This window comes from Pannonibacter sp. Q-1, assembly GCF_054073275.1.
In genome coordinates this window covers 791390-813114 of sequence record NZ_JBSXNB010000003.1, presented here as the reverse complement: position 1 = coordinate 813114, position 21725 = coordinate 791390, and the positions used below count along the sequence as shown (strand labels likewise).

Sequence of the window (21725 nt, the reverse complement as noted above, 5' to 3'; positions counted from 1 at the left end):
ACGGATATTGTTTGCACCATCGATTGTGCAAAAACGAAAGATCGATTGTGCAGGATGGTTCGCCGGAGGAGGCGATGGGAGGCAGGGATTTCCCTGACCATGAGGAAACCATGGGTGGCCTGAAGCGGGAGCGCGGGCCGGGGCCGTTCACAGCAACGGTCTGTGAGGAGGATTAGACATGAAAGGCCTTATCGTGGCGGCTCTTGCCGCATCGCTTTCGCTTGCGGGCGCCGTTGCTGCTTATGCGGCTGATGCGCCAAAAGTCGGTGTCGTCGTCAAGATCGGCGGCATCCCGTGGTTCAATGCCATGGATGCCGGCATCAAGGAGCAGGGGCAGAAGCTCGGTCTGGATGCTTTCATGGTTGGTCCGACCAGTGCCGATCCCGCGCTGCAGGTGCGCGCGATCGAGGATCTCATTGCCCAGGGCGTGAAAGTCATTGGCGTCGTTCCGAACGATGCGACGGTTCTCGAGCCGGTTCTGATGAAGGCTCAGGCTGCGGGTATCAAGGTCATCACGCATGAATCGCCCTCGCAGAAGGGCGCGGACTGGAATTTCGAGCTGGCTTCGTCCACCGGCTTCGGCGAGGCGCATGCCAAGCTTCTGGCCGAAAAGATGGGCGGTGAGGGCGAATATGCCGTCTATGTCGGCTCGCTCACCGTGCCGCTTCACAATGCCTGGGCCGATGCGGCAATCGAGTATCTGAAGACGAACCATCCCGGCATGAAGCTCGTCGGCGAGCGTTATGGCGTTGCTGAGGATGTGGACAGGAGCCGCTCGACCGCGCTCGACCTGATTGCCGCCAATCCTGGCCTGAAGGGCTTCCTCGCCTTTGGCAGCCAGGGGCCGATCGGAGCTGGCCGTGCCGTCGAGGAGCGCCGCAAGACCGGGCAGATCTTTGTGGTTGGCCCCTTCTCGCCCGGCCAGGGACAGAAGCTGATCACGTCAGGCGCCATCACGGGCGGTTTCATGTGGAATCCGAAGCAGGCCGGCGAGGTGTTCGTCACCATGGCCGACCGGCTGATCAAGGGCGAAAGCATCAAGGAAGGTGACGATATTCCGGGGCTGGGTGTGATCACGCCAACCGGCAATGACATCATCGTCGATCAGCTGCTTGCGATCAACAAGGATACGGTCGCCGAACTCGCGGCCATGGGGCTCTGAAACCAGCGCAAACCTTCAGGGTTTCCGGGCGCGCAGTCCCTGCAGTTCCGGATCGCTGCTGACAAACCGGTGTCCGGCCACCTCAAAGCTGGACACCGGACCCGACCCGACTTGCAAGCAGGCAGGCTTTGTAATGAACACCGCAACGGATCAGGGCGCGGGGGCCCGGCCGCTCCTTTCGCTGCGCGGCATCAACATGACATTTGGCGGCGTGCAAGCGCTCAAGGATGCCGCCTTCGAGGTGATGCCCGGTGAAGTCCACTGTCTTGCCGGAGAGAACGGGTCCGGCAAGAGCACGCTCATCAAGGTGATTACCGGCGTCTACCGCCCGGCGCCGGGAGCCGAGATCATCTTCGACGGTGAAGCTGTTCCGCAGATGAGCCCCGGCAAGGCGCAGGCGCTCGGCATTCAGGTGATCTGGCAGGATCTGGCCCTGTTTCCGGAGATGACGGTGGCCGAGAACATTGCCTTTCAAACGCTGGCGGGTGCCCGGCCGCGACTGGTCAATTATGCGCGGATCCGCCGGACCGCCGAACAGGCGCTGGCCAGGCTCGGTGTCACTCTGGATGTTGACCGGCCGCTCAAGGACTTTGCCATCGCCCAGCGTCAGATCGTTGCCATCGCCCGGGCGTTGGTCGGCGAGGCTCGCATCGTCTTCATGGATGAGCCGACGGCATCACTTACCCAGTCTGAAACCGACCATCTGATCGGCATTGTGCGCCATCTCTCCTCGTGCGGCGTGGCTGTGGTCTTTGTCAGCCACCGGCTCGCCGAGGTGCTGGAAATCTCGTCGCGCATAACCGTGCTGCGCGATGGACGGCTTGTGGGTGTCTATCCGGTGGAGGGAATGACCCAGTCGAAGGTGACGGAATTGATGACCGGCCGCACCTTCGATCAGACCGTGCGGGCCCGGGACAAGAGCGCGGAGCCCGTCGTGCTGTCCGTCGAAGGACTTGCCCGCTCCGGCGAATTCTCCGGCGTCAGTTTCGAGCTGCACCGCGGCGAGACGCTCGGGATTACCGGCCTTCTCGGTTCGGGCCGGACGGAACTGGCCCTCACTCTTTTCGGCATGCGCCGCCCCAGCACCGGGCAGATCCGGCTGGATGGCCAGCCTTGCGCCTTTGCTTCCAACCGGGAGGCGATCGCAGCCGGTATTGCCTATCTGTCCGAGGACCGCCTGTCGCTCGGCCTCAATCAGCCGCAATCCATCGCCGACAATCTGGTCATGGCCTCGCTGGACCGCATCATGCGGGGCGGTCTGATCTCACCTGGCCGTAAAAGAGCGCTGGTTGCCCGGTGGATTGCCGATCTTGGCGTGAAGATCGGCCTGCCGGAAGACGCCATCTCGACCCTTTCGGGCGGTAATCAGCAGCGTGTGGCGATCGCCAAGTGGCTGGCAACCGATCCGCGCGTCCTGATCCTTGATGCGCCCACTGTCGGTGTGGATGTCGGCGCGCGTGCCGGCATCTTCGAGATTGTGGCACGCCTGGCGGAAACAGGCCTCGCGATCATCCTGATCTCGGATGAGGTTCCGGAGGTCTATTTCAATGCAGACCGCGTCCTGCACATGGAAAAGGGACGGATCCGTGCCTGTTACGATCCGCGCTCAATGACCCTCACCGGCATGGAGGCAGCCGTCTATGCGTAAGCTGATGACTTCTCATCCAACCGAGTTTGTCCTGCTTCTGGTGATCGCGGCGATGAGCCTGGCTCTGTCGCTGCTCACGGACCGCTTCTTCACGCTCGGCAATGCCTTCGACCTTCTCAACATCAGTGCGGTCAACATCATCTTTGCGGTGGGGCTGCTCGTGGTGCTGATCGCGGGCGGGATTGACATCTCCTTCGCCGTGGCGGCCTCGGTCGTGCAATATGCTACGGCACTTGCCCTGGCCCAGGCCGGTGGCGGCGGCTGGGTGCCGGGACTGCTGATCGCCGCAGTGTTTGGCATCGGCCTCGGCTTGATCAACGCCTTCCTGATCTACCGGTTCAACATCATCTCCATCGTTGCGACGATCTCGACATTCAATGTCTATTTCGGTCTGCTGATGTTCTTTACCAAAGGCGTGTCGATCTACAATCTGCCGGATTGGCTGACAACGCGTGTCATCTTGTATGAGCGCGAGATGGCAGATGGCAGCTGGGCCGAGATCACGCTGCCGGTTGCTGTCATGCTGGTCTGTGTGCTGGTCACGTGGCTGTTGATCACGCGCACCACCATCGGGCGTCAGCTTTACGCCTTCGGCGACAATCCTGAAGGCGCGCGCCGTTTCGGGATCAATATTGGCGCCATGCAATATATCGCCTTTGGCTGGCTCGGGCTCATGGCCGGGATCGCCGGGCTGATGCAGGCCCACTATGCCCAGGAAGTGGTGCCCAATGCGCTCTATGGCCGGGAACTGGACGTTCTCGCCGCCGTGGTCCTGGGCGGGGCGCGTCTCGGCGGAGGCAAGGGAACGGTCCTTGGCTGCGTGCTTGGTGTGCTCCTGGTGTCCATCACGCAGAACGGCCTCAACCTGATGGGGGTCTCCCCCTTCGCCTTCAAGATGATTGTCGGAGCGATCATCCTCGTTGCCATCACACTGTCGAGCAGCCGCATCGAGGCCCTTTTCGGCTCTGCCGCGCCGCGCCAAAGAAGTCTGTCCGGCCAGGATGCAAGGGAGGGGCGGCATGACTAAGCTCGCCGCACGTTTCAACTCTGTTTTCGGCGCGGACATGGCCGGCCCCCTCTCGGCACTGATCATGGTGCTGGTGATCTTCGGGCTTGCCACGCCGCAGTTCTTCACCGCGGCAACCTTCGGGTCTGTCGCCTTTCAGCTGCCTGAACTCGGCATTCTGACGCTTGCCATGCTGCTGCCGATCCTCACCGGCGGGCTCAATCTGGCCATCACCTTCACGGCCAATATTGCCGGGCTCACACTGGCCTGGGTGCTGCAGGCGCATGGTGGTGCCGATGCCGGACCCATGGCCTTTCTGCTGGGCTCCGCGCTTGCTGTGGGTGCGGGAGCGGCGAGCGGGCTGGTGATGGGGCTCGTCATCGCCTTCACGCGGGCGCATCCCATCCTGGTCTCGCTGTCGATGATGATCTTCCTGCGTGGCCTTGGCGAGTTCCTGACGCGCGGCGGAGATATTTCGGGCTTTCCCGCCTTCGTCGCTCCGATCGGCCACGGCAGCATTCTTGGCGTCCCGGTCCCGCTGCTGATCCTGGTTGCCTGCGTCGCCGTCATGCATGTCTTCCTGTCACGGATGCGGCTCGGCTTTGCGGTCTACATGATCGGCTCGAACATCGAATCCGCCCGCTATTCCGGCATCAACACGCGCAAGGTGCTGGTGATGGTCTACGTCCTCTCCGGTGTGATTGCCGCGATTGCCGGCATCATCATGCTGGCGCGCTTCAACTCGGTGCGTGTGGGGCACGGTGAATCCTACCTGCTCATCACCGTGCTGGCGTGTTTCCTTGGCGGCATCAATCCGTTTGGCGGCTTTGGGCGGGTGGTTCCGGTCTTCGTCGCCCTGATCGTCCTGCAATTGCTGTCATCCGGGCTGAATCTTCTGGGTGCCAACCAGCACCTGGCAACCGCCTTCTGGGGCCTGCTGCTCATCGCCGTGATGATACTGCGCTGGGTGTCGGTCAAGTTCATCAAGACAAGCAGATAGGGAGTACGATTATGGAAGGCTTCGGCGTTCACACAAGCATGTGGACCATGAACTGGGATCGTGCAGGCGCGGAGAAGGCGATTGCGGGCGCTGTCCGCTACAAGATGGACTTCATCGAGATCGCACTCCTCAATGCCCCTGCGGTTGATGCCAGGCATACCCGTGACCTGCTGGAAAAGAACAAGCTAAGGGCGGTCTGCTCCCTTGGGTTGCCGGAAGCTGCCTGGGCCTCGGTGCGCCCTGATGCGGCAATCGAGCATCTCAAGGCCGCGATCGAGAAGACAGCAGAGATGAGCGGGGAGGCGCTTTCCGGTGTCATCTACGGCGGGATTGGCGAGCGCACCGGCGTGCCGCCGACGCAGGCAGAGTATGACAACATCACCCGGGTTCTCGACACCGCTGCCAAACACGCCAAACGCTTCGGCATCCAGCTCGGCGTCGAAGCCGTCAACCGTTACGAAAACCATCTGGTGAACTCGGCGCAGCAGGCGGTGGATGTGGTCGAGCGGGTCGGGGCGGACAATGTCTTCGTCCATCTCGATACCTATCACATGAACATTGAGGAAAAGGGTGCCGCGAACGGCATTCTCATTGCCCGCAACCATTTGAAATACATTCATCTTTCGGAGAGCGACCGCGGAACCCCCGGCTATGGCAACGTGCCGTGGGACGAGATCTATGCGACCCTTGCCGCGATCGGCTTCAAGGGCGGACTCGCGATGGAAAGCTTCATCAACATGCCGCCTGAGGTGGCCTATGGACTTGCCGTCTGGCGTCCGGTGGCGCGGGACATGGAGGAAGTGATGGGCAATGGCCTTCCCTTCCTGCGCAACAAGGCCGAGCAATACGGTCTGATCTGACCGGCTTCCGGTGCCCGGCCCTTGGCCGGGCCCATGCGCGCCGGGGAGCGTGGCTGATGACAACGCTGGATGAAAATGCAGAGAGGCTGGGCCGGGAGGCTCTGGCGCGCCGTGAAGCCAAGGGCGGAGCCCGCGTGCTGCTGGCCATTGCCGGTGCACCGGGATCGGGCAAGTCCACCGCCGCTGAGGCGGTTGCGGCCTGGATCAACCGGAGACAGCCGGGTCTTGCAGCGGTGCTGCCGATGGATGGTTATCACTATGATGATCAGGTGCTGGAGGCCATGGGCCGCCGCGCGCACAAGGGGGCGCCTGATACGTTCGATGTTCACGGGCTCCGGCACATGCTGCTGCGGCTCAAGGAGAATGCCGAAGACACGGTTGCGGTGCCGGTATTCGATCGCGGGATCGAGATCGCGCGGGCCGGGGCGCGGCTGATACCACGTCAGACCGGCATCATCATCTGCGAGGGCAACTATCTGCTGCTGCGCCAGCCGCCCTGGGACGGACTGAAGCCGCTCTTCGACTTTTCCGTCTTTGCCGATGTGCCGCCAGAGGAGCTGAGGCGCCGGCTGACGGAACGGTGGCGGAGCTACGGCCTGCCGGAGGGTCAGATCCGGTTCAAGGTTGAGCAGAACGACGTGCCGAACGGAATTGCGGTCATTGAGGGCAGTGCCGAGCCGGATATCCGCCTCATGAACTGATGCAGGAGACTGGCCGCGGTGCCGTCCAGGAGGAATGTCAATGGCTGAACCGGAGCCCCTTGCCAGCATCTGCGTCCTCGATATTGGCAAGACCAACGTGAAGCTGAATGCCATGACTGCCACAGGCGGTGTGGTGGAGACCGTGGCCATTGCAAATCCGGTTCGTCCGGGCCCGCCATGGCAGCATCATGACCTGGCCGGGCTCGGAGACTGGATCTTTGAAGAACTGGCGGCGCTCACCCGGCGTCATCCGCTCCAGACATTCGTCTGCACCGCGCATGGCTCCGGCGGAGTTCTGACCGGTCCGGATCCTGATACAGGGGATGGCGCTGCCCTGCCGATGATCGACTACGAACAGCCGCTGCCCTCCGCGGTCCGCGAGGCCTATGTGCCTTTGGCCGGCTCCTTTCGTCATCGCGGCAGCGCCATCATGCACGGTGCCACGCACCAGGCCCGGCAGCTTCTGTGGATGGAAACCGCCGAGCCGGAGCGGTTTGCGGCAGGCCGCTGGTTTCTGTCCCTGCCGCAATATTGGGCGTGGCGGATGACCGGGGTTGCGGTTTCGGAGAAGACCTGTCTCGGCGCGCAGTCCCATCTCTGGAACACGCCGGACAATTGCCACACACCGATTGTCGCCATGCGCGGCTGGGAGCGGCTGCTGCCGCCCTTTGCTCCGGCCTGGGCCAGTCTTGGGACGGTACGCCCCGGTCTTGCACGCCGTTTCGGTTTGCCGGAGGGACTGGACGTGCTGGCCGGCATTCATGACAGCAGCGCCAATTTCTACCGCTATCAGGCCGCCGGGCTTTCCGGGGCTGCCATTCTCTCGACCGGCACCTGGATCGCAGGCATGAGCCGCATGACGCCGCTTGACGGGCTCGATGAGATGGCCGGCATGACGATCAACAGCGACGTTCACGGCCGCCCTGTCGCAGGCGCCCTTGCCATGGGTGGCCGTGAGTTTGCGCTTCTTGCGGGCGAGGGTGGGGGAACCGCCGTTGATCCGGATGTGGCGATGGCGCTGATCGCACGCGGCACCATGGCGCTGCCGAGTTTCGGCGACGGTGACGGGTTCTTCCCCGGCAGTGCGGGACGAGGACATATTGCAGGTCCTCCCCCGCAGAATGCGGCCGAGCGGCGCGCCCTTGCCCTGATCTTCGTTGCGCAGCTGTCAGCCGAATGCCTCGATGCGTTGAAGGCCCAGGGGACGGCGGTGCTCGACGGAAGCTACCTCGGGGATCCGCTGTTTGCCGGACTGGTTGCCGCATTCCGGGGCTGCGGCGAAACCCTCTTCAACCTCGATGCCTATGGCGTGGCAACAGGTGCGGCGCTGCTGGCGTCTCACGGCACGGCGCGGGCTCTGGACAGTCTGCATCTGCGGACCGCTGCCGCCGTTACGGCACCAGCTGGCCTCATGAGGTTTTACCATCAACGCTGGCGTGAACAGGCCCGCCAGGCCGGCAACTCTTCCAGAAAGGACATGTCATGAGCGAAACTGATATCCACGATCTGCGCCGTAATATGGTCGGCATCTGCCGCAGGATGAATTCCAGCGGCATAAACCAGGGCACGGCAGGCAACCTGTCGGTCCGGACCGGCGGCGGCTTCCTGATCACGCCATCGTCCCTGCCATATGATCTGATGACACCGGATGATCTGGTGGAGATGGACTTTGACGGCACTTATGCTGGCCGGAGGCCGTCCTCCGAATGGCGCTTCCACCGGGATATCCTGAAGAACCGGCCTGACATCAATGTCGTGCTGCATTGCCATTCGATGTATGCCACGACGCTTGCCTGCCACCACAAGACCATTCCGGCCTTTCACTACATGGTTGGTGTTGCCGGGGGCACGACGATCCGCTGTGCGGAATATGCAACTTTCGGCACACAGGAGCTTTCCGATCACGCCCTGAAAGCACTTGATGGCCGGCTTGCCTGCTTGCTCGGCCAGCATGGCCAGATCTCGCTGGGTCAGGATCTGGAGCAGGCGTTGTGGCTCGCGATCGAGGTGGAAACCTTGTCGCGCATGTATGTGCAGGTGCTGACGCTCGGGACGCCGCCGGTTCTGTCCGACGATGAAATGGAGCGCGTGATCGGCCAGATGAAGCGGATGAGCTATGGTCTTGGCCCTGAGGCGGAGGGCTCGAATGATGTTGCGCGGCCCCGTACCCAGAGCTGAACACCCGCCGCGGAGAAGAGAACCATGACACCAGCACATACCCCGTCCGAGGGGCGCCCGCGTTACGTCATCGGTATTGATGTGGGGACGGCAAGCGCCCGTGCAGGTGTTTTTGACCTGAGTGGTCGTATGGTGTCGGCCGCCAAACGCGACATTTCGCTGTTCCGGGAAGCCGGCTCGATCGCCGAACAGTCGAGCACGGAGATCTGGGATGCGGTTTGCGCCGTCATCCGTGAAACCGTTTCCACGGCTCGCATAGATCCGGCGCATGTCGCCGGGCTCGGGTTTGATGCCACTTGCTCGCTGGTTGTTCTGGGCGAGGGCGGCAGGCCGCTTGCCGCCGGTCCTTCCGGAGATGGGGAACGGGACATCATTGTCTGGATGGACCACCGCGCCATAGCCCAGGCCGAGCGCATCAACGCAACCGGACATGACGTTCTTCGCTACACCGGCGGCCGCATTTCACCGGAAATGCAAACGCCGAAGATCCTGTGGCTGAAGGAAAATCGCCCTGAGACCTTCGCAGCCGCCTGGCAGTTCTTCGACCTTGCGGACTTTCTGACGTGGAAGGCGGCAGGCAGCCTGGCCCGTTCGACCTGCACGGTCACCTGCAAGTGGACCTATCTTGCCCATGAACGCCGCTGGGATGGTGATTACTTCCGGAAGATCGGGCTGGGTGAACTGGCCGACGAGGGCTTTGCCCGCATCGGTACGGATATCGTGGACCCGGGCAGCAGGCTGGGCGCCGGTCTGACCGTGGACGCTGCTGCCGCAATGGGGCTGAGGCCTGGCACCGCGGTTGCCGCCGGAATGATCGACGCCCATGCGGGCGGGATTGGCACGGTCGGGGCCGGCGGCAACCCGGCTGACACTCTGGCCTATGTCTTCGGAACGTCCTCCTGCACCATGACGTCGACTGCCGGGCCGGTCTTCGTGCCCGGTATCTGGGGGCCGTATTACTCCGCCATGGTGCCCGGCATGTGGCTGAACGAGGGCGGGCAGAGCGCCGCGGGAGCCGCGATCGACCAGTTGCTCTCCTTCCACCCGGCTGCCGGTGAGGCGGCGCTGAAGGCGCGCGAACTGGGTAAACCCCTCCCGGCCTTCATGGCTGCTGCGGCTGCTGAGAGGGTATCCGATGCATCCGCAGCCGTGACCCTTGCCACCGGTCTGCATGTCGTTCCGGAGTTCCTGGGAAACCGCGCACCCTTCGCAGATCCGCATGCCCGCGCCATCATTGCCGGGCTTGGCATGGAACGGGACTTCGAAAGCCTGATTGCGCTCTATATCGCCGGTCTCTGCGGGATCGGCTATGGGCTGCGCCAGATCATCGAAACGCAGGCGAGGGCAGGTGCACCGGTGCAGCGTGCCGTCATCAGCGGCGGGGCGGGTACAAGTCCGCTGGTCCGGCAGATCCTGGCCGATACGTGCCGCAAGCCGGTTCTGAGCCCTGCCGCTGCCGAGCCGGTCCTCCTCGGCGCCGCCATGCTGGGGAGCGTTGCTTCCGGGGCATTTCCCGACATTCGCCATGCGATGGGGGCAATGTCAGCCATTGATGCCGTCTACGAGCCGGTTATCTGCGATTGGGCCGAGATCCACGAACACCGCTATCAAGCTTTCCTCAGTCTGCAGGCGGCCACGCGAACCATAAGGCACTTCTGAATGGTTCAGTGCTCTTCGGCCCGGGCCTGATGGTTCCCCATGTTTCAGGGCGCAACTGTTTGAAGCTCTGCGTCTCGGCCGAGGTTTGGATCCTTTGCGGCGGCAAGGATTTGCATGGCGGGGCGATGAACAGATTTTCACTGGACCGATAGGCGCAGGTCCAGCCCCGAATGCTGGGTGCAGGCGCTGTACTGGGCCCTGCGGGGAAATGCAGGCGGTGAAATGCCGATGGGAAAATGCCGGCCTGGCGTGATCCTTCAAGACAAATCTGCCGCTCATGTTCAGATGTCCCTCTGGCACCACATGCCTTGGAGGAACTGAATGATCCTGAGATATACGATCCTTTATGTCGAAGATGTCGCGGCAACGCTTGATTTCTACGAGCGCGCGTTCGGTCTGAAGCGGAGCTTCCTGCACGCATCGGGGGATTATGGGGAACTGGCGACAGGGGACACGAAACTCGCGTTTTCGTCGGTTGAACTGATGAAACAGCTCGGCAAGAAGCCTGGAAAGCCAGTGCTGCAAGCGCCGGTGTTCGAAATCGCCTTTGAGACAGATGATGTCCAGGCGGCATTCGACCGTGCGGTTGCAGCAGGGGCAAAGCCGGTGCAGCAGGTTCGCGACGAGCCGTGGGGGCAGACTACCACCTATGCCGGCGACTTGAACGATTATCTTGTCGAGATCTGTTCGCCGGTCCAGTTGCCGAGTGCGGGCTGAGACAGCAGGCCGATGACCGCCGTGTTGCGGCGCAGATGACCCGGGCTCAGCCCGAACCACCTGACGAGCTCCCGGGTCATGTGGGCCTGATCGCTGAAGCCGCATCTATCAGCGATGTCCGCAAGCGGCGCAGTGGTGGCGAGCAGGATGGCCGCATGACGCGCCCGGGCGAGCAGACGCCAGAAGTCCGGCGGCGGCAGGCGCCTGTTCAGAAAGAGCCTCTGCATGGTCCGGATGGAAACGCCCAGATCCCGCGCGGCGGACCCGGCGGTGGCGCAAGGGGCGGCGAGTGCCGCAATGGCGTCATCCAGACCGGTGTGCCCGCCGCATTCCTCTTCCACGATGGCTTGTGCGCGGCTGGTATCGGCGGCAACCGCCTCAAGGGCCTTGGGCGACAGGGCAGCACCCGGGCGCAGGCGGTAGCCCGTGATCCGGACGCCGGGACGCAGAGCGGCAATGCGGGGCCGGAAATCCAGTCCGGTCAAGACGATGTCTGCAGGCCCGTCCGTATTCCGGATGATCAGCAGGTCCCGGCATCCATCCGGAAATATGGGCGCTTTCTCCGGCGCTTCCGCATGATGCTGCCACTCGATGAACCGGGTTTCATTCTGCATCCCCAACCAATAGCAACTGTCTGCCCGGCCTGTCAGCAGGGAATGCTGCAAAGGGCTGATCCCTTCAGGCGGGATCCGCCCCGTTCCCGGCGGCTGCCTTCAGCTTGTGGCCGACCGTGACGATGGCATCCAGCGCGGGGACCAGTTCCTCGCCAAGGGGCGTCAGCGCATATTCGACGGAAGGCGGCGAGGTGGGCTGGATGGTGCGGGTGAGCACGCCCTTGCTTTCCAGCTCACGCAGGCGCTGCGACAGAACCTTGGCGGAAACCGGCGGGATATCCAGCCGCAATTCGCTGAACCGCCGCGGCCCGGCACGCAGATGCCAGATCACATTCGGCGCCCATGCCCCGGCGATGATGGCCATGCACTCGGTCAGGGCGCAGGGTGTGGGCGGCCGTGCGCTGTGGTTCTTGCGGCGTTTCAGGCTCATGTCTGGAACCGCCTCCTGTCATGACTGTTCATGGGGTTACTGCGGAGAAACCTGATAATCAGGTAACTGATGGAAACCAGGTTGGCAAGGGAAACCAGAATGCCTACCCTCCAGCCATCAACAGCAAGGACCCTTCTCATGAAGCTCTATTACAAGCCCGGCGCCTGTTCCATGTCATCACGGATCGTGCTGCATGAACTCGGACTGCCCTTCACGGCCGAAAAGGTCGATACCGAAGCCGGCCTGACCGGCTCTGGAGCTGACTACCGCCAGATCAATCCGAAGGGCTATGTGCCCGCGCTGGAGATCGAGGGCGGTGTGGTGCTGACGGAAAACCCTGCGATCCTGCAGTTTCTGGCCGACAGCCATCCTGAGGCCGGCCTTGCGCCTGCGCCGGGCACCGTGGAGCGCGCGCGCCTGCAGGAATGGCTGAATTTCACCGCCTCGGAACTGCACAAGGCATTCAGTCCCTATTTCCGTGGCAAGCCGCTCACGGATGGGGAGAAGGCGGCGGCCTCAGCCCAGCTGGAGCGGCGCATCGGCGATGTCGAGCACGGGCTGGCCGATGGCCGCAGCTTCATTCTGGGCAGCCGTTTCAGCGTCGCAGATGCCTATCTGGCCGTGGTGCTGAACTGGACCCGTTTCATCGGGGTGGATCTGGCCCGATGGCCGCATGCGGCCGCCTATCTCGCCCGGATTACGGAGCGCGCATCGGTGCGGCAGGCGATGCAGGAAGAAGGCCTTCTGGACGGAGAAGCTGCATGACACAGGCTTTTCACGAAGTCTCCGCAGTCCTGCAGGACTATTTCGACGCCCTGTATTTCTGCGACACAGGCATCCTGCAGCGTGTCTTTCATCCCAAGGCAATCTATGCCACCGCCGATGAGACGCCGCTGCTCTACCGCACCATGGAAGAATATGTCCCGGTCGTCGCGGCCCGCCAGTCTCCGGCGTCGCGGGGCGAGCCGCGCCGCGATCACATCGATGCCATCGATCTGGCCGGGGACAACACCGCTTTTGCCCGGGTGCGCTGCTCGATCGGGCAGCGGGACTTCGTGGATTTTCTGACCCTTGTGCGCAGCGAGGGGCAGTGGCGGATCATCGCCAAGGTCTTCCAGATCATCGAACGCCAGCCTTGATCCCTGATTTCGTTTTCTGTCCGGGAAAACTCAAAGGAGCAGCCATGCCTTATGTGAACATCAAGATCACCCGCGAAGGGGCAACGGCCGGCCAGAAGGCCCGCCTTATCGAAGGGGTTACCCGTCTTCTTGCCGATGTGCTGGACAAGAACCCGGCAACCACCTTTGTTGTCATTGACGAGGTGGCAATGGAAGACTGGGGCATCGGCGGCCTTCCGGTGGCCGAATACCGCAAGACCCTCGCCAGCGGGCCAGCCTGAGCGTTCCCCTCCGGGCCGTACGCCTTGCGGCAGGTCCGGTGATAGGCCCGGTGATAGGCAAAGCCTCCGATCTGTGGTGAACTGGGCAGGTTGAAGGGCTTTGCGGAAACGGGGAGGACGCCATGGAGCCGCTGACGACGCCTCAGCACCGGCAGGTGCCTGTCGAGGAACTGCAGGCGGACCTGAACAGGGTCTGCGGCGCCTTTTCCCTGCAAACCAGGCGGCCGGGCGGCGTCATCCATGGCGCGGTCTCGGGCCGCCGCACTGGGCCATTCGACACGGCCGCCGTTGTTCTCGATGCATCGGCCGTCGTGCGCGATGCCCGGGCGATACGGCAGGCGCCGGGCGAGCATTTCTTCCTGATCGTACAGGAGAGCGGCTGCTGCCGGATCGCTCAGGAAAGCCACTCCACCTTGCTGTCGGCCGGGGACATGGTCCTGGTCGATGCGGCAAGGCCCTCGGAATTCTCATACGGCGCCGTGCAGTCCCGGCAGATTTCCCTGCATCTGCCGAAGGAGGAGATTGCCGGGCGTTTCGGCCATGCCTGCGATGGCGGCCTGCCCATCTCCCGCAGCGATCCGCTCTGGCTGGCGATGCGGGCGGTTCTTTCCAAGATGTCGGCGGGTTCTGGTGCCCAGACGGAACTGGGGGAGGCGATGTTCAGCCTGCTGGGCGCTTATGTCAGTTCCCTGCGGGCAGGCGGCCTGCCGGAACCCGGCACCGGGCTTTTGTCCCGTGCCCTGCAACTGATCGACCGCTACAGGTCCGATCCGTCCTTCGGGCCGGGGGAACTGGCAATGCGGCTCAATGTGTCCGAACGCACGCTGCAGCGCCATTTTCAGCCGCTTGGAGAAACGCCGGGCCGCCGCCTGCTTGAGCGCCGTCTTGAGCTTGCCCATGCAAGGCTGACCGGTGCGCGCCGCCGTCCGGGCGAGACGGTCACCTCGATTGCCCTGGATTGCGGCTTCAATGACCTGTCCTATTTCCACCGCGAGTTCCGCAGGAAATACGGCGCAACTCCAAGGACTGCCGCCAACGGCAGCTGACGGTTTTTTTCAATGGCCCTGTCGGCTTCGTCCAAGTCTGACGGCCAGCCCGCTTGCACAATCGGATCCCTGAAGCCTTCCGGGGTGCGGAAGCTTGAGCTTTTCAAGGCGTGATGCGCCAGCATCTGCGGCCTTGGGACAACAGCAAAAAACAAGAGGGAACACGGATGAAACTGACAAGACATCTGGCGTCCGGAGCATTGGCTCTGGGACTGGGCGCGGGGCTTTGGGCCTCAGGGGCAGCTGCCCATCCGCTCGACGGGCTGACGGCGGAGGAATATCAGAAGATCAACCAGATCCTGCGCGATCAGAAGGTCGCGGATGATGACACGCTCTATCCGCTGATCGAGCTGAAGGAACCGCCGAAGGCAGATGTGCTGGCCTGGACCGAAGGCTCCAGCCTCGACCGCAAGGCAACCGTCTACTTCACCAATGCCGGCGGCTTTGGCGAGGCGGTTGTCAACATCACGCAAGGCACGGTCGAAAGCAACGGGCAGGCCGCAGGCCAGCCGATGGTGCTCTTCACGGAGTTCATCGACGCGCTGGAGGGCGCTCTCAGCCATCCGGAGATGGTGGCGGGCCTTGCCCGGCGCGGGGTGACGCCGGAAGAGGCCTTCTGCCTGCCGCTGACGGGCGGGAACTTCTTTACCGAGGAATACACGAACTCCCGGCTGATGAAGGTGCCCTGCTACAAGGTGCCGGACGGATCCAACTTCTATGCCAAGCCGATCGAGGGGCTTTTCGCCATCTATGATATCGGCAAGAAGGAGGTGCAGCGCGTCATCGACACCGGAGCCATTGCGCTGCCTCAGGATGGTTGGGGCTATACTGAAGAGGAAGTCGCCGCGCGCCTGCCGCTGCGCCCGCAGTCCAACCCCGCCACGCTGTCGCAGGAGGGCGGCCCGAACTTCACGGTCAAGGGCAGTCATCTTGAATGGGACATCTGGCGCTTCAATTTCCGCATCGACAAGCGCCCGGGCCTCGTGATCTCGAACCTTGATGTCAACGATCAGGGAACATGGCGGTCCGTCATCTATCAGGCGCATCTGTCCGAGGTCTTCGTGCCCTATATGGACCCGACCGAGGGCTGGTACTGGCGCACCTACATGGACAGCGGCGAATATGGCTTCGGCCTGTTCCTGAGCCCGCTGCGGGCCGGGATCGACTGCCCGAAGCACGCCACCTTCCTTCCGGCGACCATTGCCGATGACAAGGGGGAGCCGCTGGTCATTCCCGATGCCATCTGCGTCTTCGAGCGCAACACCGGTGATCCGGCCTGGCGGCATTTCGAGGTCTTTGCCCAGACCCCGGAGACGCCTGTTCCGGCGGAAGGGCGGCCTGCAACGGAGCTCGTGGTGCGCACCGCCTCTGAAGTGGGCAACTACGACTACCTTATCGACTACCGCCTGCAACAGAACGGGCAGATCAACATCTATGTCGGGGCCACCGGGCTTGATGCCGTGAAGGGCGTTGTCTCAACCTCAATGAAGGATGCGACAGCAAAGGAGGACACGGCCTACGGCACGCTCATCGCGCCCAACCTCGTTGCGGCCAATCACGATCACTATTTCAACTTCCGCATCGACTTTGACGTCGATCAGCCGGTGAACCATTTCTCCACCATGGACATCGTGCCTGCGAAGCTTGACCCGTCTTCCCCGCGCAAGTCGATGTGGACGGTCGAGCACAACATGCCGCATACGGAGCTGGAGGCGCGCTACAAGATTTCGGCCATGCAGCCGCGCTACTTCCATATCTCGAACCCCTCACGTGAGGGCTATCTCGGCCATGAGCCGGGCTGGATGATCCATCACGGCAATGTTGCCTACGGGCCGTTCGACTTTGCCAACGATCCGCCGATGAAGCGCAATGCCTATATCGAATATTCGGTCTGGAACACGGTCTATGATCCGGAGCAGCGCTATGCGGGCGGCAAGTTCGCCATGCAGAGCGACGGCTCCGACACGCTGGCCGAATGGGTGAAGCAGGACAGGAACCTGATGGGGCAGGACATCGTGACCTGGTTCTCCGCCGGCTTCCACCATATTCCCCGCATGGAGGACTGGCCGGTCATGTCGACGGAGTGGAAGACCGTCCACATCATGCCGCACAACTTCTTTGCCCATAATCCGGCCCTGACGCTCAGAAAGGACTGAGTTCAGGGCCGGGCCCCGGAGAGGCAATCCTCCGGGGCCCGGCCCTTCAGGAAAATGTTTCCATCGGACTGCCAGTCAGGCACCAACTCCTCTCCCCCCTTGAGGGGGAGATGCCCCCGGCAGGGGGCAGAGGGGGGTAACGGACTGTCCGGGTATGAGAGATGTCCTGCCGTACTGAAGCGCTGCTACCCCCCTCTGTCTGCTGCGCAGACATCTCCCCCTCAAGGGGGGAGAGGCGGCTGCGGCAAAAGGAGAGTGCCTTCCTCCCGCTTGCGTCACATGCAAACGATGGCGCGCGTCAGGAAGGACATCATCACGGCAGGCTGCGTTCCTCGATGCTGCTGCCGGCGGCGGATTTGCGGATGTGGAAGCCGTTGGGAATGGCTTCCTGCACCTGCGGCACGTGGGAAATCAGGCCGACGGCCCGGTTCTGGCTGACCAGCGCGCCCAGCACCTGCAGCACCTGATCGAGTGTGCCCGAGCCGTTTTCCGTATCGAGACTGCCAAAGCCTTCGTCGATGAAGATCGTGTCGAGCCGCACCTTGCCGCTGGCGCCTTCCACCACGTCGGCAAGGCCAAGCGCAAGGGCGAGGGCGGCGATGAAGCTTTCCCCGCCCGAGAGCGTGCCTGTGCCCCGTGCCTTGCCCGTGTGCATGTCGAAGACCTGAATGCCAAGGCCGCGCTTGCCGGCGCCCGTGCCGTCCATGTCACGCTCCAGCCGGTAGCGGCTCGCCGTCATCGGCGCCAGCCGCAGGTTGGCCGCCTCCAACACCTGATCGAACATGGCACCGATGGCAAAGGTCTCCAGCGTCAGCTTCTGCGGGTTGGCGCCATTCACCAGAGCTGCAAGCGCCCGCAAGGGGGCTGTTTCAGCCTCCGCAGTTTTCGCCTTCTCGACCATCCCAAACAGGGAGGTCTTGACGCGCTCAAGGTGGGCCACCCGGCTGGCGGCTGCGGCGCGCTCTTCTGATGCCAGCGTCAGTTTTTCAGCAAAGGCAGCATGGGCCTCACGCAAGGAGGCGGTATCCGGGCGGCTGGCATCGCCGGTTGCCAGCGCCGCAGCGCTGGCGGCGTCTTCCGCGCTCCGGTGCTCGCGCCAGAAGGCCTCGACGGCTTGCCTGTCGGCATCAAGCGTTGCGATCGCCGGTTTGAGAGACTGTAAAGCCTCAAGGCTCAAGTCCGCTCCGGCAAGCCTTGCACCAAATGCCTCCTCGGCCTTCTGCTGCCGCTCCTGGCAGCTCAGATGCTGCGCCTTGGCGTTTTCGAGGTCGCGTGCGGCGGCAAGGGCCTTTTCCCGTGCTGCCCGGTCAGCTGTAGCGGCTGCCGTCCGCCCGGCCACAAGCTTGTCCAGCGCCTGCGAAACCTTGTGAAGGGCCGCAGCAAGGGCCTGCGGGCTCCTGAGGGTTGCGGGCACGTCTGCAAGCTGGCTGTCTCTAGCGCTGATGGCAGACGTTGCCCTGTTGCGGCTTTCCTCGAACTGATCCCGCAGCCCGTCGCGTTCCAGTTCAAGGGCGGCAAGCTGCCGGTCCAGCGCGGCAAGACCGTCTTCGGCGGAAGCGGCATCTGCTTCCGGCCCGAGCGCAGCGAGCGCGTCTGTCAGCTGTTTCAAGCGTCCGGCCAGAAGCGCCGCAGGTTCTTCGGGGTGTGAGAGCGTGGCAAGGCGCGCCTCCCGCTCCGCCCGTGTTGCCTTGAGGCCTGCCAGCTTTTCAGCCGCCTGGCTCATCTCGCGGCTGGCTGCCTCCCATGCGGCCTTTGCCGTCCGGAAGGCCGCGTCCAGCCCTGCGTTTGCGGCTTCGCCCGTGGCGGGTGCCGGATGTTCGGTCGCGCCACAGACGGGGCAGGGCGCGCCCGGCTCCAGCCGTGTGGCCAGATGCAGCGCCTGAGCGCCCGAAAGGCTCTGTTCAGCGGCATCAAGATCCCGCTGCGCCTGTCCGGCCTTGTCCAGCGCTGCTGCATGAGCAAGCCGCTGCCGCTCTTCCGCGCTACGGGCTTCGGACACCTCCTCAAGCGCTCTGGCATAGGCGGATGCAGCCGCATGTCTTGCGTCAAGCTCCCGGTGCTGTCCGGCGAGAAGGGCGCGCTGCTTTTCCGTCTCGCGCTGCACTTTCAAGGATTCCTGCGCCCGGTCCCGCTCCTGCCGCAGGCCGGCAAGCCTGCCTTGTGCCGTCTCCAGCCTGGCTGCGGCCTCTTCCTGGGCCTTCAGCGCGGCGGAGGCTGTCTCTTCGCTTCCGGCAGCTGCTTCCAGAACACGGCCATAGCGGCCAAGGTCATCCTTCTGGCGTCGCAGTGTCTCCACTTCATCAGACCGCGCTTCCTCGCGCTGCAGCGCCGCCTCTGCCTCCGCCGCCGCTTTTGCGGTTTTCCCGGCGCTCTCGGTTGCAAGCCGCAGAGCTTCGGCGGCCTTCGCGGTCTCCGCCTGTGCATCTTTCACCCGCTCTTCGGGGTCGAGCAGGCCGCGCGCAAGATCAGCCTGCCGCACCTGTCCGGCCAGCGTCTCAATCTGCTGGCGTGCTGCTTCCAGTTCCGCCAGCCGTGCCTGCGCCCGATCTGCGGCGGCGAATTTCTCCTCAAGGGCTTCGGCAAGCCGCAGGCGCTTTTCGGCGGCTTCCGTTTCCGCTCTCGCCTCTGTCTGGGCAAGCTCGAGCCCGGCAAGGCGGGTCTGTGCAGCTTCGATGCCCTCGTCCAGTGCATCGAAGCTCTCGAAGCCCTCCGCATTCAATTGCCGGGCGGACAGGGCCAGTTCCTCGCGCACATGCCGTTCGGCAGCCTCGGCTTCCGATTTCAGATCCGCCATGAGCGCTTCATAGCGGGAGACGTCGAAGAGCTCGCGCAGGATCTCCAGCCGCTCCTTTGTCTTGGCGGCCAGAAACTCCTCAAACCGGCCCTGCGGCAGCAGCACGATCTGGCGGAACTGCCGCGCACCATAGCCGAGCAGATCCTCGATGGCCGCATCCACATCCCGCACCTTCTTTTCAGCGATGATGCGGCCGCGCTGCGCCTGTGAAATCTCCTCCGGCTCCAGACCGGTGGCATCGAAAAGATAGGCTTCATGCGCGCTGCGGGTTTCGCCGCCGCCCCGGGTCTTGAGGCGCATCTGTTCCGGGCGGCGCAGGGCGGTGTAGCGGCGCTCTGCGATGTCGAAGACAAATTCGACTTCGGTCAGCATGTCCGCATCGGCGTGGTCCGAGCGCAGCGAGGAGGCGTCCTGCTCCGCCTTGGCGGCCTCACCGAAAAGGGCGAAGGTCATGGCGCTGAAGATCGTCGATTTGCCCGAGCCCGTCTGGCCATAGATGCCGAAAAGACCAGCATCGACAGCCTTGCGGAAATCAATGGTGACCCGGCCGGGGTAGGGGCCGAAGGCCTGAAGGGTGAGCCTGACCGGTCTCATTGCCCGTCCTCCTTCATGCGCAGGCGCTCCAGCGCGGCGCCGAGAACCTTCAGTTCCGCCTCAGACAGGCGGTTGCCCCGCACCTGCTCCAGGAAATCGCCCATCACCGTCACCGGGTCGGCCGCTGCCACCGTGTAGCTCGCGGATTTCATCTCCGGTGCGCGCTGGTGGCGCTCGTAGACGAGTTCGCAGGCATTGGGAAACACCTCCCGCAGCCGCTTCATGCCATCGATGACCGGTGCCTCATCGGTGAGAACGGCCTTGATGAAATCACCCGAGGGGGGCGCCTGAAGCAGCTCCGCATGGGTTCCCTTCAGCACGCGCACGCGGCGCAGCGGGGTGAAGGGAATTTCCTCGATCATGGTCCGCCCTGCGGCATCCAGCTCGACAAGGCTCATGGATTTCGCACAATCTGCCTCATCGAAACCGAAAGCCAGAGGCGATCCGGAGTAGCGGATATGGGGTGCTCCCACCTCCTGCGGCCTGTGCAGATGCCCGAGCGCGACATAGTGGGCGCCAGTGAACACCTCCGTGCTGACCGTCTCGATGCCTCCGACCCGGGTCAGGGGCCGTTCGCTTTCGCTGTTGGACGCTCCGGCCACAAAGGCATGGGCAACGGCAATCCAGCGCACCCCTTCGGGCAGATGGCTGCGGGCGCTGGCGATCTGGGCGCGCAGCACATCTTCAGGGCTCTGCAAAGTCTCGTCGCTGAAACATTCGCGGGCAGCGTGCTCATAGGCGAAAGGCAGGCCGGTGAAGGCCACAGGTCCTGCTGCATCCTGCAGAACGAGCGGCATCTCGCTGGCGCTGATGACACCCCGGATCAGGGCGCGTCGTGTGTCGGTCATGACGGACATCGCGGCAATGCGGTCACCGGAATCATGGTTTCCGGCGATCATCACCACCGCCGCGCGGCTCTGTGAGGCCACCTGCGAGAGGAAGGCGTTGAACTGGCGGACGGCGGGGGCAGGCGGCGCGGCCCGGTCGAAAATATCCCCGGCGATGACGAGGACATCCGCATCCCTGGACACAAGCGCATCAAGGATCTGGCCAAGGATGGCATCATGATCTGCCTCCAGCGGCAGGCCGTTGAACTGCCGCCCGAGATGCAGATCGGCCGTATGGAGTATCCTCATGCGTATACCTGTCAGGTTTTGAACGCATGAGGTTTAAAGGCAGACCGGCTGCTTCGTCTACCTGCCGTCTCCCGGCCCGTCAGCCTGTCAGTCAATAATTCGCGGGCGGATCGCTCGCCGGAAAGGACTCGTCGCTTTCCTCATCAACCTTGTCCCAGTCTTCCGGCGGATTTTTCATCTCCTGCGGACCGGCGTTGCGGATATCCGGATAGTCGCCCGTGTAGGCGGGCGCTGTCGCTGCCCGGTAGAATGCAAACCCGGCAAGGGCCGCAAAGCCAAGCCTGCAGAGATTGGACATGCTGTGCATGAAGAGATCTCCCTGTTGGAAGGTTACGCCTGGCCTGCATTGGCCAGCTGGCAATGTGACGTTCAATTCTGTCCTGTCACCGCAGGCCAAAGAACGACAGGATGGCGACGATGACCACGATCAGTCCGACCAGATAGATGATGTTGTTCATGGTGAAGTCCTCTCCTTTTCTGGAACAGTGAAGCGGTGCACATGCGGCTTCCTCTGAGGTTCAACAGAAAGGGGCAGGGAATGTTCCGGTGAATGAGGTCTCTGTGACTTCCGGCGGGATAAACGCCTGTCTGGCGGTGGAATGGATGACAGTGCCGTCCAGGGCGG

General features: G+C 63.3%; 20 protein-coding genes. 15 read left to right on the top strand and 5 right to left on the bottom strand.

Features of this window, described 5'->3' with window-relative positions; genetic code table 11:
- Nucleotides 1–178: 178 nt before the first annotated feature.
- The 10 genes from ACVNHC_RS11580 (at nt 179) to ACVNHC_RS11535 (ending at nt 10931) form a co-directional block, all read left to right on the top strand.
- On the top strand, nt 179–1162 hold the full coding sequence (locus tag ACVNHC_RS11580) for a substrate-binding domain-containing protein (RefSeq protein WP_050472957.1): 984 nt from the start codon (nt 179–181) through the stop codon (nt 1160–1162).
- A 133-nt stretch (nt 1163–1295) separates the two neighbouring features.
- Nucleotides 1296–2810: a sugar ABC transporter ATP-binding protein gene (locus tag ACVNHC_RS11575; RefSeq protein WP_457167356.1), complete on the top strand. Its 1515-nt coding sequence runs from the start codon at nt 1296–1298 to the stop codon at nt 2808–2810.
- Entirely contained in the window at nt 2803–3837 is a 1035-nt protein-coding gene (locus ACVNHC_RS11570) for an ABC transporter permease (RefSeq protein ID WP_374628833.1), read from the top strand. The genes ACVNHC_RS11575 and ACVNHC_RS11570 overlap by 8 nt, the downstream gene beginning before the upstream one ends.
- On the top strand, nt 3830–4816 hold the full coding sequence (locus ACVNHC_RS11565; protein ID WP_457167355.1) for an ABC transporter permease: 987 nt from the start codon (nt 3830–3832) through the stop codon (nt 4814–4816). The genes ACVNHC_RS11570 and ACVNHC_RS11565 overlap by 8 nt, the downstream gene beginning before the upstream one ends.
- 11 nt (nt 4817–4827) lie before the next feature.
- The gene (locus ACVNHC_RS11560) at nt 4828–5676 is read left to right on the top strand and encodes a sugar phosphate isomerase/epimerase family protein (protein WP_050472961.1); all 849 of its coding nucleotides are present in this window, start codon (nt 4828–4830) and stop codon (nt 5674–5676) included.
- Between the two features lie 56 nt (nt 5677–5732).
- A complete protein-coding gene (locus ACVNHC_RS11555) occupies nt 5733–6377 on the top strand; it encodes a nucleoside/nucleotide kinase family protein (protein WP_457167354.1) in 645 nt (214 codons plus the stop codon).
- 40 nt (nt 6378–6417) lie between these two features.
- A complete protein-coding gene (locus tag ACVNHC_RS11550; protein ID WP_457167353.1) occupies nt 6418–7863 on the top strand; it encodes an FGGY family carbohydrate kinase in 1446 nt (481 codons plus the stop codon).
- Nucleotides 7860–8555 (top strand): class II aldolase/adducin family protein, encoded by a 696-nt coding sequence (locus ACVNHC_RS11545; protein ID WP_050472964.1) that lies wholly within the window; start codon nt 7860–7862, stop codon nt 8553–8555. The genes ACVNHC_RS11550 and ACVNHC_RS11545 overlap by 4 nt, the downstream gene beginning before the upstream one ends.
- A gap of 24 nt (nt 8556–8579) precedes the next feature.
- Nucleotides 8580–10214, top strand: a complete 1635-nt coding sequence (locus ACVNHC_RS11540; RefSeq protein ID WP_457167352.1) for an FGGY-family carbohydrate kinase — start codon at nt 8580–8582, stop codon at nt 10212–10214.
- Between the two features lie 321 nt (nt 10215–10535).
- Nucleotides 10536–10931, top strand: coding sequence for a VOC family protein (locus ACVNHC_RS11535; RefSeq protein ID WP_457167351.1), 396 nt, complete (start codon nt 10536–10538; stop codon nt 10929–10931).
- Here the strand turns inward: ACVNHC_RS11535 and ACVNHC_RS11530 are convergent.
- Together ACVNHC_RS11530 and ACVNHC_RS11525 are read right to left on the bottom strand one after the other, a co-directional pair.
- A complete protein-coding gene (locus ACVNHC_RS11530; RefSeq protein ID WP_247653282.1) occupies nt 10883–11416 on the bottom strand; it encodes a helix-turn-helix domain-containing protein in 534 nt (177 codons plus the stop codon). The two genes, ACVNHC_RS11535 and ACVNHC_RS11530, sit on opposite strands and share 49 nt — an antisense overlap.
- A gap of 193 nt (nt 11417–11609) precedes the next feature.
- Nucleotides 11610–11975, bottom strand: a complete 366-nt coding sequence (locus ACVNHC_RS11525; protein WP_457167350.1) for a winged helix-turn-helix transcriptional regulator — start codon at nt 11973–11975, stop codon at nt 11610–11612.
- 138 nt (nt 11976–12113) lie between these two features.
- Between ACVNHC_RS11525 and gstA the strand changes: the two genes are divergently transcribed.
- The 5 genes from gstA to ACVNHC_RS11500 all read left to right on the top strand — a co-directional run bounded on the left by gstA (nt 12114) and on the right by ACVNHC_RS11500 (nt 16576).
- The gene (gstA, locus tag ACVNHC_RS11520) at nt 12114–12740 is read left to right on the top strand and encodes a glutathione transferase GstA (RefSeq protein ID WP_457167349.1); all 627 of its coding nucleotides are present in this window, start codon (nt 12114–12116) and stop codon (nt 12738–12740) included.
- Nucleotides 12737–13114 carry a nuclear transport factor 2 family protein gene (locus ACVNHC_RS11515; RefSeq protein ID WP_457167348.1) on the top strand — a complete coding sequence of 126 codons (378 nt, stop codon included), beginning with the start codon at nt 12737–12739 and terminating at the stop codon, nt 13112–13114. The genes gstA and ACVNHC_RS11515 overlap by 4 nt, the downstream gene beginning before the upstream one ends.
- Nucleotides 13115–13158: 44 nt before the next feature.
- Nucleotides 13159–13374, top strand: a complete 216-nt coding sequence (locus tag ACVNHC_RS11510) for a tautomerase family protein (protein WP_019965971.1) — start codon at nt 13159–13161, stop codon at nt 13372–13374.
- Nucleotides 13375–13496: 122 nt separating this feature from the next.
- The gene (locus ACVNHC_RS11505; protein ID WP_457167347.1) at nt 13497–14420 is read left to right on the top strand and encodes a helix-turn-helix domain-containing protein; all 924 of its coding nucleotides are present in this window, start codon (nt 13497–13499) and stop codon (nt 14418–14420) included.
- Nucleotides 14421–14587: 167 nt separating this feature from the next.
- On the top strand, nt 14588–16576 hold the full coding sequence (locus ACVNHC_RS11500; protein ID WP_457167346.1) for a copper amine oxidase: 1989 nt from the start codon (nt 14588–14590) through the stop codon (nt 16574–16576).
- Between the two features lie 313 nt (nt 16577–16889).
- On the opposite strand, the gene ACVNHC_RS11495 is transcribed toward ACVNHC_RS11500, so the two are convergent.
- The 3 genes from ACVNHC_RS11495 to ACVNHC_RS11485 form a co-directional block, all read right to left on the bottom strand.
- Complete coding sequence (locus tag ACVNHC_RS11495) at nt 16890–19964, bottom strand: AAA family ATPase (RefSeq protein ID WP_457167345.1); 3075 nt, start codon at nt 19962–19964, stop codon at nt 16890–16892.
- Nucleotides 19961–21100: an exonuclease SbcCD subunit D gene (locus tag ACVNHC_RS11490; RefSeq protein ID WP_457167344.1), complete on the bottom strand. Its 1140-nt coding sequence runs from the start codon at nt 21098–21100 to the stop codon at nt 19961–19963. Before ACVNHC_RS11490 ends, ACVNHC_RS11495 begins: the two co-directional genes overlap by 4 nt.
- A gap of 91 nt (nt 21101–21191) precedes the next feature.
- A complete protein-coding gene (locus tag ACVNHC_RS11485) occupies nt 21192–21407 on the bottom strand; it encodes a hypothetical protein (RefSeq protein WP_119396674.1) in 216 nt (71 codons plus the stop codon).
- Between the last annotated feature and the right edge of the window lie 318 nt (nt 21408–21725).